This window comes from Microcystis sp. M20BS1, assembly GCF_020245305.1.
In the GTDB taxonomy this organism is placed as follows: domain Bacteria; phylum Cyanobacteriota; class Cyanobacteriia; order Cyanobacteriales; family Microcystaceae; genus Microcystis; species Microcystis ichthyoblabe_A.
Genome location: NZ_JADBUZ010000231.1, coordinates 1 through 12,940, shown reverse-complemented (window position 1 = coordinate 12,940; position 12,940 = coordinate 1). Strand labels below are relative to the sequence as shown.

16 protein-coding genes are annotated in these 12,940 nt (G+C 43.9%); 9 read left to right on the top strand and 7 right to left on the bottom strand.

Annotation, left to right across the window (positions count from 1 at the left end):
* Positions 1 to 166: 166 nt before the first annotated feature.
* Positions 167 to 1,117, bottom strand: a complete 951-nt coding sequence (locus tag IM507_RS21895; protein WP_069474193.1) for an undecaprenyl-diphosphate phosphatase — start codon at positions 1,115 to 1,117, stop codon at positions 167 to 169.
* A gap of 224 nt (positions 1,118 to 1,341) precedes the next feature.
* On the opposite strand from IM507_RS21895, the gene IM507_RS21890 reads away from it, so the two are divergent.
* From IM507_RS21890 to dps, 5 genes are all read left to right on the top strand, one after another.
* The gene (locus IM507_RS21890; protein WP_002738486.1) at positions 1,342 to 2,073 is read left to right on the top strand and encodes a glutathione peroxidase; all 732 of its coding nucleotides are present in this window, start codon (positions 1,342 to 1,344) and stop codon (positions 2,071 to 2,073) included.
* Positions 2,074 to 2,421: 348 nt separating this feature from the next.
* The gene (locus IM507_RS21885; protein ID WP_002739434.1) at positions 2,422 to 2,772 is read left to right on the top strand and encodes a hypothetical protein; all 351 of its coding nucleotides are present in this window, start codon (positions 2,422 to 2,424) and stop codon (positions 2,770 to 2,772) included.
* Between the two features lie 93 nt (positions 2,773 to 2,865).
* A complete protein-coding gene (locus IM507_RS21880) occupies positions 2,866 to 3,072 on the top strand; it encodes a type II toxin-antitoxin system HicB family antitoxin (RefSeq protein ID WP_002739432.1) in 207 nt (68 codons plus the stop codon).
* Positions 3,073 to 3,074: 2 nt separating this feature from the next.
* On the top strand, positions 3,075 to 3,302 hold the full coding sequence (locus IM507_RS21875; RefSeq protein WP_002739431.1) for a type II toxin-antitoxin system HicA family toxin: 228 nt from the start codon (positions 3,075 to 3,077) through the stop codon (positions 3,300 to 3,302).
* 258 nt (positions 3,303 to 3,560) lie between these two features.
* Positions 3,561 to 4,094, top strand: coding sequence for a DNA starvation/stationary phase protection protein Dps (dps, locus tag IM507_RS21870; protein WP_123231233.1), 534 nt, complete (start codon positions 3,561 to 3,563; stop codon positions 4,092 to 4,094).
* Between the two features lie 187 nt (positions 4,095 to 4,281).
* On the opposite strand, the gene cobT is transcribed toward dps, so the two are convergent.
* The 3 genes from cobT to IM507_RS21855 are packed head-to-tail and all read right to left on the bottom strand — an operon-like array spanning position 4,282 to position 6,014.
* Complete coding sequence (gene cobT / locus IM507_RS21865) at positions 4,282 to 5,355, bottom strand: nicotinate mononucleotide-dependent phosphoribosyltransferase CobT (protein WP_287637747.1); 1,074 nt, start codon at positions 5,353 to 5,355, stop codon at positions 4,282 to 4,284.
* A gap of 27 nt (positions 5,356 to 5,382) precedes the next feature.
* The gene (locus IM507_RS21860) at positions 5,383 to 5,793 is read right to left on the bottom strand and encodes a type II toxin-antitoxin system VapC family toxin (protein ID WP_287637746.1); all 411 of its coding nucleotides are present in this window, start codon (positions 5,791 to 5,793) and stop codon (positions 5,383 to 5,385) included.
* Entirely contained in the window at positions 5,781 to 6,014 is a 234-nt protein-coding gene (locus IM507_RS21855) for a hypothetical protein (protein WP_002739069.1), read from the bottom strand. Before IM507_RS21855 ends, IM507_RS21860 begins: the two co-directional genes overlap by 13 nt.
* A gap of 198 nt (positions 6,015 to 6,212) precedes the next feature.
* Between IM507_RS21855 and IM507_RS21850 the strand changes: the two genes are divergently transcribed.
* Genes IM507_RS21850 through IM507_RS21835 form a run of 4 tightly spaced genes read left to right on the top strand, consistent with a single transcriptional unit; the run spans position 6,213 to position 11,546 of the window.
* Positions 6,213 to 7,091, top strand: coding sequence for an ABC transporter permease (locus IM507_RS21850; protein ID WP_002774855.1), 879 nt, complete (start codon positions 6,213 to 6,215; stop codon positions 7,089 to 7,091).
* Between the two features lie 45 nt (positions 7,092 to 7,136).
* A complete protein-coding gene (locus tag IM507_RS21845) occupies positions 7,137 to 7,499 on the top strand; it encodes a thioredoxin family protein (protein ID WP_002774854.1) in 363 nt (120 codons plus the stop codon).
* A gap of 16 nt (positions 7,500 to 7,515) precedes the next feature.
* Positions 7,516 to 8,712 carry an LL-diaminopimelate aminotransferase gene (locus tag IM507_RS21840; protein ID WP_123231230.1) on the top strand — a complete coding sequence of 399 codons (1,197 nt, stop codon included), beginning with the start codon at positions 7,516 to 7,518 and terminating at the stop codon, positions 8,710 to 8,712.
* Between the two features lie 59 nt (positions 8,713 to 8,771).
* On the top strand, positions 8,772 to 11,546 hold the full coding sequence (locus IM507_RS21835) for a tetratricopeptide repeat protein (RefSeq protein ID WP_287637745.1): 2,775 nt from the start codon (positions 8,772 to 8,774) through the stop codon (positions 11,544 to 11,546).
* Between the two features lie 65 nt (positions 11,547 to 11,611).
* On the opposite strand, the gene IM507_RS21830 is transcribed toward IM507_RS21835, so the two are convergent.
* The 3 genes from IM507_RS21830 to IM507_RS21820 form a co-directional block, all read right to left on the bottom strand.
* Positions 11,612 to 11,821 (bottom strand): hypothetical protein, encoded by a 210-nt coding sequence (locus IM507_RS21830; RefSeq protein WP_069474200.1) that lies wholly within the window; start codon positions 11,819 to 11,821, stop codon positions 11,612 to 11,614.
* A 4-nt stretch (positions 11,822 to 11,825) separates the two neighbouring features.
* On the bottom strand, positions 11,826 to 12,635 hold the full coding sequence (locus IM507_RS21825) for an Rpn family recombination-promoting nuclease/putative transposase (RefSeq protein ID WP_002739057.1): 810 nt from the start codon (positions 12,633 to 12,635) through the stop codon (positions 11,826 to 11,828).
* Positions 12,628 to 12,940 (bottom strand): DUF2887 domain-containing protein (locus tag IM507_RS21820; protein WP_287637744.1); only part of this gene is annotated, 313 nt, incomplete at its 5' end. The genes IM507_RS21820 and IM507_RS21825, both read right to left, overlap by 8 nt.

The window sequence follows — 12,940 nt, the reverse complement described above, 5'->3', positions numbered from 1 at the left end:
TTTACGGTACATTAGCACTAATTAGAGAAGATGCAAGGGTGATGCAAGGGTTTTAAGAGATTCTAGCAGATTTAAGTGCATTTGGGAAGCTCTCAATCAAGCTAAAAGCCCTTTCCTGTAAGGTTTTTACCATTATTCAGCAAACCCTAATTAGAATGCCAAAAGGTCAGGAAAAACGCCTCAAGGCTACACCAATCAGGATAGTAACCCCGAAAAAGAGACGATACCAGACGAAAACCCAGGTACTCTGTTTTTTGAGATAATCTAATAACCAAGCGATCGAAAGATAGGAAAATATCGCCGAGGAAATTACCCCAATAGCGAGGGGAATTAATTCACTGGTGTTAATCTGGTCGAGAACTCCTTTAAATTCCACTAAACCGGCTAAAGTTATCGCCGGAATCCCCAACAGGAAGGAAAATCGCGCCGCTACGGCCCTTTCTAAACCCATGAATAACCCGGCAGTTAAGGTGGACCCAGAACGAGATACCCCCGGTATGAGGGCTAAAGCTTGGGCTAATCCCATTAAAACCCCGTCTTTTTGTCGCAAAGTCTCAAAACTGCGTTTATGTTTCCCGATTTTTTCGGACGTACCTAAGAGTAAAGCCATGACTATGGAGGCACTGGCGATCGCTGTCATGCTTCTCAGGGGGGAATTATCTAAATCGGGAATGAAAAGTTTCATTAACAAACCGAAGAAAACGATCGGAATTGTGCCTAGGATAATCCCCACGGCTAAACGAAAATCCTGGGAACGATAATCGGAACTAGCCACCGCTTTCACCATTCCCGTGGATATTTGCCTTAAATCCTGCCAAAAATAGGACAATACCGCCGCAATACTGCCCAATTGAATCACTGCTGTATAGGTGACACCGGGATCTCCCCAACCCAAAAAGACGGGAATCGCTTTTAGATGAGCGGTACTGCTAATCGGCAAAAATTCCGTCACTCCCTGCACAAATCCCAAAAAAATCGCCTGTAACCAGTTAATTTTTGCCAGAGGTATGGTGCTAGTGGTTGATTGGGCAATGACGGCGGGTGTAATCGCCAAAATCACCGTTATTATCGCTAGTCCTAGCCATTTATAGCTTTTTTTCAGGAAGGAAAACATCATTTTTCAGTAAAAAAAGGGTTGGGTGTTGGGTGTGGGGGGTTAGGTAAATTAACTAATCAATATTACTGCCTTTTGTCTATTTCCCATTCTCCTATCTCCTATCTCCTATCTCCTATCTCCTAATTTAAGTATAAATACTTGTTGACAACTCGTAGTCGTTATGAGTACACTTAATTTAGACAAACTCGAAATGAGTACGACTTAGTAATTAGGAGTTGAAGATTATGCTACCAAACCGAGAAGGACAGAGAGTTCCCGATGTCACCTTTCCTGTACGTCAAAATAATCAATGGGTGAACATCACCAGCGAGGAATTATTCAAAGGAAAAACCGTTGTTCTTTTTGCCTTACCCGGGGCATTCACTCCCACCTGTTCCACCTCCCATTTACCTGGATATAACGAATTAGCCCCTGTTTTTCGGGAAAATGGCGTAGATGCTATTGTTTGCTTGTCGGTGAATGATACCTTTGTCATGAACGAGTGGGCAAAAGATCAAGAATGTGATAATGTCGTCTTAATTCCCGACGGTAACGGCGAATTTAGCGCAGGAATGGGGATGTTAGTCGATAAAGCTGACTTAGGTTTCGGTAAACGTTCTTGGCGCTATTCGATGCTAGTCAAAGATGGTGTTATCGAGAAAATGTTCATCGAACCGGAAGAACCGGGAGATCCTTTCAAAGTCTCCGATGCGGAAACGATGTTACACTACATCAACCCAGAAGCCAAAAAACCGCCTTTAGTCTCTCTTTTCTCGAAAGTGGGCTGTCCCTACTGCCTCCGGGCCAAGAAAATGTTAGAAGAAAAAGGCCTACAATACGAAGAAATTATCCTCGGACGCGATGCCACCAGTCGTTCTCTGCGGGCTATGAGTGGTAATACCACCACCCCACAAGTCTTCATTAACGGCCAATTAATTGGCGGTTCGGAAGAATTAGCGGCTCATTTAGGAGCATAATCAATCAGTTAGACCTCAAGTTATCTGGCTCTTCTGGTTTCTGTGTGGAAACGAGGTCTATACTGATAGTTTCTTCGACAAAATAGTCCTAAAAGTGTTACCCGATAAGCATTTCACGATTCCATAAGCAAAAATTATCACACAAAGTCGAGAAGAGCCGTTATCTTTCCATTGCAACTGGAGAGATATCTGTGAGAGGTTTTGCCCGGGCAAGTTAGAGCTTTTTTGTTGGGTGTGATTGTAGTCTGATGTATTTCGTTAATCATTTATAGCGTTTCTCAGTCTTATAAAGTACACCATCTGTTGCCTGTTCCCTAACTAAAACCAGAAACTTTGTGCCTCACAAGTATGAGAATTGCTGATTTTGTGAAAGCCCGTGACTTCATAAAGCCAAATGAAAAGGTAGTCGTTATCTTTACAGAGGGAAAACACTTTGTTCTCCACGATGACAACACTGGTTCAACGGGTCAGTGGAAGATCGATCCCAATCGTGAAGTTGACCGTATTATTCTTTATCATCGTGATGATGAGAATAATGCGAATAATTTGTACATAGCGAACCATGCTGGTGCAGAGCCAGCAGACAGGGAAGGTCGATACGACATTCGATTAACTCATGTTCAGTACATAGGGGCAACATCCGTAAATTGGGTTGAGTTTGCTGAAGGTGGGCAAAACCCAATTCGGTATCTTCCTTGATGTAGCTTTGATTACTGAAGGTTCTTGTCATCCACTAATAGGTAGGTGAGAACACGAGGTAAACTATAAGCGGGGAGATTGTGGTGAAAACTTATGAAGTTGACTGTAACACTTGACCGTGACGAAGATGGAGTTTGGGTTGTAGAATGCCCCAGCATTCCGGGTTGTGTCAGCCAAGGTAAAACGAGAGCAGAAGCTCTTGAAAATATCAGAGATGCAATTATCGCCTGCCTTCAAGTTCGTGCAGAACGTGGGCTACCCCTAACGATTGAAACTCACCAAGTAGAGGTAATGGCCTAATCATGTCCTCTGCTCTTCCTGTTCTCAGCGGACGTGAGGTAGTCCGAGTATTTGAAACCTTCGGCTGGCAAGTTGCGCGTCAAAGTGCCAGCCATATTATCATGGTTAAGGAGGGCGAACAGGTAACACTCTCTGTTCCTGATCATCGTGAAGTGGCAAAGGGTACGCTTCGTAGTCTTATTCGTACTGCTGGAATTACGGTACAAGAATTTGTTTCTGGCATGAGATGAGCGATAAGAGAGGTCTGACAATTCGAGTGCAGCAGACGGACGAAGGCTGCTGATGCTCAGTTCAAGGTTGTCTGATGCCGCTGATTCGAGCCGTTACTTGTACTGAGCGCATTGGAAGTATCAGTTATCAGCTACTTGTTTTCCGAATTAATTGGCCGTTTTTCAGTTTATTATCAACGTCCAATAGGATCAAAATCAGTCCCTTATGCACCCACAAAAATTATCGAGTATTCTGTTAACTGATCAAGGAGAAAGATTATGGTAGCCATTCCAGTCAAAACCAAAACCACGGGACAATACTACGCCACTCGTATCGATTTAGCATTAGATATCCGCAAAGCTATTGTTGAAATCCTAAGCCAAACCCTTGCCGCTAGTTTAGACCTAAAAACTCAGGTTAAACAAGCCCACTGGAATGTAAAAGGTTTAAATTTCTACCAATTGCACAGCCTATTCGACGAAATGGCCACGGAATTAGAAGGCTATGGGGACATGGTAGCAGAACGGATTACCGCTTTAGGTGGAACCGCTTTGGGAACAGCGCGCATCGCTGCCGCTAACTCGATTCTGCCGGAATATCCGGCTGATATCGTCGATGGTAGTGAACATATCGTTGCTTTAGCCGAACGTTATGCATTATACGCCGCCCATCTTCGTTCTGCGATTGATACTACTGGCAATCAAGGGGATGCCGACACAGCAGATCTCTATACGGAAATCTCCCGAGACATCGATAAACGTCTCTGGTTCCTAGAAGCGCATCTGATTAAATCGGAAGATGTTATCGGTTAAATATAGATAAATTTGGGGTGTGTTAACGTAGCTTAATACACCTTAAATTCTCGTAATCGGTAAACGTAGCCAATCACTTATAGTCATTTCAATTAAAATTGAGAATATCAATCCCAGAGTTCATAAGGGTTTTGAAGAATTTTGTCGGTCTAGACTGTATCAGACTTATCTGAAATGACTATAACTACTATAGTTGAAACCCGATTAAATTTTCGATCGCCTTGACCAAATCTTGATTAGTCCAATTCTGGTACAGATAAGCAGCGATCGCACATCCCCCCGCACCGACTCCTTCCTTGACGAAACCCTGTTCATAAGCTTGCAAAACCGGGTATTTAGAGGCGGAAAAGTTTAATTGTGTGGCTAATAGGGGTATTTTTCCGATCAGGCTGGCTAATCCCACCGTATCCCCTGTTTTATCTTCCGCTACCCAACGAGTTGTGCCGACGATGATATTTTCCCAGTTAACCGGATAGGCATATTTAGCCACTAGAGCTTGAATTAGGGCAGAAACGGCTAACATTTGGGTTCCTCCGGCGAGAAGTACCCCACCCTGCCCACTGGCGGCGATGGCCATGCCAGCGACGAAAATCTGCTGAGGATCGCCTAGGGCGGCGATTACCTCAAAAGGATCAAAAATTTCTTTTCCGGCTAATCCCTGCTCAACTATTGCCTGTTTCTGAGCATGATTGCACTGGGGATGGCTGCTGTTAACTTTGCCGTTGGCTCGATAACCCAATCCGGTGAGGATGGCGAGGGCGGTGGTGGTGCCACCGACCACACACTCGCCGATAATTAGATAACTAGACTGGCGGGCTAGTTTTTCGCCCCAGGTTAGTCCTTGGGCGAACAGGTGTTTTACTATGTCGAAATCTAGGGCGCGGCCGGTGGAGAGACAACGGGCCGGTTGTCCCCCCAGTTCGATATAATCGACGGCCGGGGGCAAGGGTAAACCGGCGTTAAAAACGAGGACGGGAATGGCTAATTTTTCCACCACGGCGCGGGTAATATAGGCAGGAGAGGCTCCCACCGTTAGGGGGGGTAAGGGATAACGGGGATGGGGTGAAACTCCTTTAACGATAAATTCGGCATCGGCGATCGCTGTATATTTTCTATCTTCCGGGGTAGCACCAGCGGTGGAGATTCCGGGGATTAATCCCGTCTCGGTAAAACCTAAAACTAGGGCAAATATCGGAGAAGATTTTTGATGGCGCTCTAACCAATTTTGCCCCCGTTCGATTTCCGTGTAAATTTTAATCATCTGTTGATTTTGTCCTCTTACTTATCACTATTTCCCTCTCTCCATGAGATGATCTTTGATTTCAACATATTTAGAAAATAAGTTATCAATACTAGCCAGTTTTGCCCCGTATGCTAAGGCTGTAGCCATAATAATACGGTCAAAAGGATCTTTGTGAATGGGAGATAAATTAACGGCTCTAATGGCAATTTCGGGGGTAATTGAAAATATATCTATTTTAGCTACTGTTAAAGCTTGTTGAATCCACTCTTGAAGGGGATAACTTAATTCTAATCTCCCCCGTTGGTTAGCAAGGGCTATTTTATAGCAAGAAATGGGGGAAACTCCGAGAGATTCTGCTAACTCAAATTTTTCTAGCCAATGCTCGGGAAATCTGTCAAAATTGCCATTTATTAACCACAACCAAATATGAGTATCAAGCACAATTACTTCAGACATTCCCAATCTTCTTCATCTACAATAGGACTGACCATATCACCTAGTATTTTAGCTTTACCCACCATATTCTCCACTGGAAAATGACGTTTGAATAAGGATGGTTTTTCTTCTAATAAGTTGTTTTTGCTGGCGGTGAAATTTTTAATTAATTGATAAAGTTCATCTAGTTGTTCTTCAGGTAAATTATCAATTGCTGTTTGAATAAGTTCTTTAACAGTCATAGTTTTACTCTCTATTTTCTGAACTTGAGTTATACTATAACACAACGGTTCCTTCAATAAAGGGACTCATCTTGAGATTTTACCTAAAATACAGCAGACTAAAAAGACTCATTTAAACCGTTTATTCTTAGATTAGCGGAATCTCCCCTAATGCAAGAGTGCCTCGTCTCAAAAAGTAATTTAAACACTTAACAGCTTATGTCTCTCCTGTCTTCTGCAATTATCGATACTTGGCGACGTTTTTACCGAGATCCCCTGGCAACAATAGGAGCGATCGCATTAATTATAATTATTCTTGCCGTCCTATTCGGTCCGATTTTTTATCGGGTCCCCATCGATACCATTGATTTTAGTCAAACCACTGCTCCCCCTAGTTTAAAACATCTTTTCGGCACTAATGATCTAGGCCAGGATCAATTGGCGAGGATTTTGGTGGGGGGTCGAATTTCCCTAGCGGTGGGCATTGCTGCTATGATAGTCGCGATGATTCTGGGGACAGCGATCGGGGCTATTTCCGGGTTTTACGGGGGGGCGATCGATGGCTTATTGATGCGATTAACGGATTTATTCCTATCTTTGCCCCAATTACCCCTACTTTTACTGATTGTCTATCTATTTCGCGATAGTATCAAGAAAATCGCCGGACCGGAAACGGGTATTTTTATCCTCGTGGTTTTGGTGATCGGGGGTTTAAATTGGATGTCGGTGGCCAGATTGGTGCGGGGAAATTTCTTAAAATTACGAGAGATGGAGTTTATCTCGGCTGCGATTGCTTTGGGGGCCACTCCTTTCCGTTTAATCTGGGTGCATTTATTACCTAATGTTTTGGGAATGATTATCGTGGCGGCCACTTTAGCCGTGGGTAATGCGATTATTACCGAGTCAACCCTGAGTTTTTTGGGTTTGGGTTTCCCCCCCGATGTGCCGACTTGGGGACAAATGTTATTTAAAGCTAAAGATTACTTGACAACTGCCCCCCATTTGGTCATTTTTCCCGCTCTAGCTATCGTGATCACGGTGTTAAGTATTAATTTTATCGGTGATGGTTTACGCGATGTCTTCGATCCTCATGTTTGAGGAACTGTGGAACTGGATAATTGCCGAAAAGTACCCAGAACCTCTATGATGATCAGTAACGATGGCGAGGAAATAAATACTGTGAGTAGCGTAACTGTCATTAGCGATCAGAAGTTTGACCAAGAGGTTTTTGAGGTCGAAAAACCCGTTTTAGTCTATTTTTGGGCGAGTTGGTGCGGTCCGTGTCGTCTGATATCCCCCTCGATCGATTGGGTAGCCAACACCTACGGCGAACGGCTAAAAGTAGTTAAACTAGAGGTGGACCCTAACCCCAACTCGGTGGCTAAATGTGATGTGAAAGGTGTTCCCGCTTTACGCATCTTTAAAGATAAAAAACTTATTGCCACTCATGAAGGGGCGATCGGCAAACAACAATTACAATCTTTTATCGATACCTATGTCAGCTAATTAGGTATCTGTGGTTATGAATAACTTAACCCTAGCACACCGCTTACAGGCACTCCAATCCAACGTTTTTGCCGATATGGATCGGGCAAAAGCTGCCAGTAGAGAAGCGGGTAATATCATTATCGATCTTTCGCTCGGTTCCTCCGATCTTGGGGCTGCTCCCCACGTTGTCGATGCTATTGAGCGATCTCTCCACGATCCTCACACCCACGGCTATTTACTCCATAATGGGACCAGAGACTTCCGAATAACTGCCGCTAACTGGTATAGCGATCGCTTTGGTGTTCCCATCGATCCAGAAACGGAGGTTTTACCCCTAATTGGTTCTCAGGAAGGCACGGCCCATCTACCTTTGGCCCTTCTCAATCCCGGAGATTTTGCCCTACTCCTCGATCCGGGTTATCCCTCCCATTTGGGCGGTGTTGCCCTTGCAGGCGGTCAAATCTACGGAATGCCAATTTTGGCAAAAAATGACTTTCTGCCAGTTTTAGAGGACATTCCTGACCTAGTGCTGGCACAATCGAAGCTGATGGTCTTGAGTTATCCCCATAATCCCACCACAGCGATCGCACCTTTGGCATTTTTTCAAAAAGCGGTTGATTTTTGCCGTCAGCATAATTTAGTCTTAATCCACGATTTTCCCTATCTAGACATCTTTTTTGAGGGAACATCGCCCCCCCCGTCAATTTTACAGGCCGATCGAGATAAAACTAATTCGATCGAGTTTTTTACCTTTTCCAAGTCCTATAATATGGGCGGTTTTCGCATCGGTTTCGCCATTGGCAACCCGCAGTTAATTATGGCTTTGCGACAGATTAAAGCCATGGTTGATTTTAATCAGTATTTGGGCATTCTCAACGGTGCGATCGCTGCTTTAACCGGTAATCAAGATTCGGTCAAGGAAACCGTCGCTATCTTCCAAAAACGCCGGGATGTGTTTATTAATGCCCTAAATCGCATCGGTTGGCCTGTTTCCACTCCGGCCGCCACTATGTACGTTTGGGCGAAAATTCCCCCCAGTTGGGCGGGTAATTCCGTCGATTTTTGTCGGCAATTGGTGGCCCAAACCGGTGTCGCGGTCTCTCCCGGTTCCGGTTTTGGTAAGGGTGGTGAGGGTTATGTGCGTTTTGCCTTAGTTCACGATCCCGATATTCTAGAGGCTGCCGTGGAGAAAATTGGGGCTTTTTTGGGATCAAATCGACATTTAACCTGATTTTGTCCTAAAGTGAAACCCTGATTTTACAATTTAGCTTAAGTTAAGGCACACAGCTTATGCTCGATCCCGTCGTTAATGCGGCCCGGATACTTTGGGAGTTTTATAACGTCCATAAAGATCCGGTGAACCTACTCTTAACCACTGCCTTTTCCGGCTTTGGCTTGACGGGGCTGAATTGGTGGCGCGAAAAACAGCAAAAACGGCGCCGCGCAAGAATCGCAGGCGATAGCTTGCCCTTTAGAGTCGTGCGTCCAAACCAGGATGTATTTCCCGCGATCTTTGGACGGGAGAGGGCAGAATATCTCTATCCTAGCCTGATTGACTGGGATATTCCCCTTCAAGATCGGGAACTGGATATCAACCATTTAGCTGAAATAATAAAGTTTTTAAATGATGACAAGTGGGTGATCATTACGGGACCGACTGGGATCGGTAAAACGAGAGAGATGGCGGAAGTCGCTCACCGTTTCAGCCGTCGGGGTTGGACGGTAATGGTCTTCACCGGTATCTTGGAGGGAGATCGCTTTCCTCAAGAACAGTTTCAAGATGTGCGAAGAAATGTGCTTTTTGTGTTTGACGATTTGCATATTCAAATGAGGCGCAGTCAACCGACTCGGGAAAATCGAGCGACAGAAGAGCAATCCTTGCCGACCGACCGACCGTTACAAGAACGATTATTGGCGGCGCTGGATCATTGCGATCGCTTTTATATTCCCGATAGGCGGATCAAGGTTTTGGCGACCGCTAGAGATGAAACCGTCAGCGATGATCCCAGATTGGTTAGCCCATGGGAGATGTTGCAATGGGAGCGATACCCCCTCTGGCGCCGGTTTACGCGCTATCGATTACCCAAACCGGAAAATCAGGCGGTCGCGTCCTGGTTAGAAAGAGTGTCGAATCTTACGGGAATTCAACTGGAATGCCCCCCGGAAGAGATCGCAGGGTGTAATGACGGAACATTTCAAAATCTGGTGAACAATTTTGAAATTTTACTGGCTGGCGACAGTCAGGAGGGTCGTTCTTTGTCCCTAAGTCGAGAAAATTTTAAGGATACTCTCCGGGGATCTTGGGAAAAGTGTTATCAAGACGCGTTTAAGTTAGAGCCTTTGGCTAAAGAGTTATACGACGCTGTTTATTTATTACAACAGGCGAATATCCCCCTAAAGGCGTTTGTGGTGGAGCGAGTCGCGTTGATGTTAGTCCGGGGAAATCGCTGGCAAAAAGTTCGCTATCAGTGGCGGATTAAAAAGGCCTTAGAAAAATTAGAAGCGAGGGAGGGAATTTTATCCCCCCGCGATGGGCAGATCGAGGGAAAGGGGGAGTTACTGAGTCTAGAGGATTATTTGGAAAAGCTACTCGGGTTATTTTTAGCCCTGTTAGACCGATTTCCCGTCGAGGTCAAAGAGGCGCTGGATAAGGTGAGCAATAAGTTGTACGATAAGCAAAACTATACAGAATCGTTGCGGGGCTATGATGCTCTAGTTAAATATTTTCCTGAAGATGAAACTTTTCAATTGATGCGTGGGAACAGTCTGTATTATCTGAAAATGTATGAAGAGGCACTGTCTGCTTACGAGGAAGCCATTCGATTTAAACCCGATTATGATTACGCTTGGTACAATAAAGGACTTATATTTGGAAATTTAAAGAGGTATGAAGAGGCGCTGTCTGCTTACCAAGAAGCCATTCGATTGAAACCTGATTATGAAGCCGCTTGGCTTGGTAAAGGTAATCAACTAGAGGATTTAGGAAGATATGAAGAGGCGCTGTCTGCTTATGAAGAAGCCATTCGATTGAAACCTGATTATGAAGCCGCTTGGCATAATAAAGGAAATCAACTAGCAAATTTAGGGAGGTATGAAGAGGCGCTGTCTGCTTATGAAGAAGCCATTCGATTGAAACCTGATTATGAAGCCGCTTGGCTTAATAAAGGAAATCAACTAGCGAATTTAGGAAGATATGAAGAGGCGCTGTCTGCTTACGATGAAGCCATTCGATTGAAACCTGATTATGAAGCCGCTTGGCATAATAAAGGAAATCAACTAGCAAATTTAGGTAGGTATGAAGAGGCGCTATCTGCTTGTAATCAGGCGATTAAATTGAAACCTGATTATGAAGTTGCTTGGCTTGGTAAAGGAAATCAACTAGCAAATTTAGGTAGGTATGAAGAGGCGCTGTCTGCTTGTAATCAGGCGATTAAATTGAAACCTGATTATGAAGTTGCTTGGCTTGGTAAAGGAAATCAACTAGCGAATTTAGGAAGATATGAAGAGGCGCTGTCTGCTTACGAGGAAGCCATTCGATTGAAACCTGATTATGAGGCCGCTTGGTATAGTAAAGGCGCTTGTCTAGGAAATTTAGGAAGGTATGAAGAAGCGATCGCCGCCTATGATGAGGCGATTAAGCTTAAAGCGGACTACATTGAAGCAATCTTCAATAAAGCAATACTTTTAAAAAAATTAGGTCATCAAGATATTGGAAATCAGCAATTCCATTTAATTGTTGAAACTTGTCAGCAGTATAAAAACAAAGACAATCAAACAATTGATTTTTGGAATGTCTATGCCGCTTCTCTAACTTGCTTAGGACAATATGAGGAAGTAGAACAAATTTTACAAAAAGCCCTAGCCATTAATCCAAACCACCCTAATACAAACTACAACCTAGCCTGCTACTACGCTATTCAGGATAATATTCCTTTAGCGGTCGAATATCTCGCCAAGGCGATTCAATTAAGACCCAGTGATAGAGAACAGGCGAAAAAAGATTCTGACTTCGATAAAATTCGTCAAGACCCCCGATTTATCGAGCTTATTTCGGATAATTTCTAAATTGTCAACCTTCTCGCTCATTTTCTTCGAGAATTTCTTGATAGATGACGGATTCTCCCATAATCCTACTCCGAAAGATATTTCTGATCTTCTCTCGGTTGTAATTGCTCGATCGCGTCGGGGGATAAATCGGTAAATTGGGCGATTTCTGGGACAGGAAACCCAGCAGATAGCATTTTTAGGGCAATTTGTCGAGCTTTTTCGTCTTTGCCCTTTTGTAGTCCTTTTTCCTCGCCTTCCTCTAAAATATCTTGATAGATGACGGATTCTCTCATAATGTCACTCCGAAGGATTTTTTTTATCGTCTCTCGATTGTAATTCCTCGATAGTTGCGGGGGATAAATCGGTAAATTGGGCGATTTCTGGGATAGAAAAGCCAGCAGATAGCATTTTTAGGGCAATTTGTCGAGCTTTTTCCTCTTTACCTTTTTGTAGTCCCTTTTCTTCCCCTTCCTCTCTGCCTTCCTCTAAAATATCTTGATAGATGACGGATTCTCTCATAATGTCACTCCGAAGGATTTTTTTAATCGTCTCTCGATTTAATACTAACCCGGCGAGAATGCTGGTAGCGGCAGCGAGATTGCTTTGCACCTGTTTTTGGGAGATAGTTTCTAAAGAACGGGACACCAGACTTAACACCTGTTCAGGGTCATCGGTATTGCTGAGGACGGCAAAGGGTAATAAACCGGGATGATGGAAAAATTGTGGTGTATTTTCTTCCCAAAGACGGATGACTTGGAAGGAATGAAAGGTTTCCCCCAGACGGAAGGTATTTTCTTGTACTAGGGGGGAATCACTGCGTCGCAGATAAATTACCACTTGACGCATTTGTTTTTGGGGATGACGACGATAGACGCGAATGCGATAATCAAGCATTCGGAAAGGAATTTTGGAGTCGGGATCGGTTTGAAATTCGGTATGGAGAATTAAATGCTCTGACTGCAAAAAAATCAGAGAATCGGCACGAATGGGGTCTAATTGTAATTCCGTCGGGTCGAGGACGGTTAAGGAGAGGGGAGAACCCAACAACCAAGTGGCTAGATCATCGGAGAAGTTTTCGGCGATAAATTTACAAATATTATCAAACATCGTGAGCGTTTTGTCTTTGTAATTCCTCGATAGTTGCGGGGGATAAATCGGTAAATCGGGCGATTTCTGGGACAGGAAAGCCAGCAGATAGCATTTTTAGGGCAATTTGTCGAGCTTTTTCGTCTTTGCCTTCCTCTTTACCTTCTTCTTTGCCTTCCTCTCGGCCTTCCTCTAAAGCTTCTTGATAGACTTTAGTTTCTCTTAAATCACTTAAACTAAACATTTTTTCTATCTCCTTACGGTTTAATTTGGGCAATTTATAAATGAGAATTGTCTCAATTAATTCTAGAATGTCCTGTCTTTTT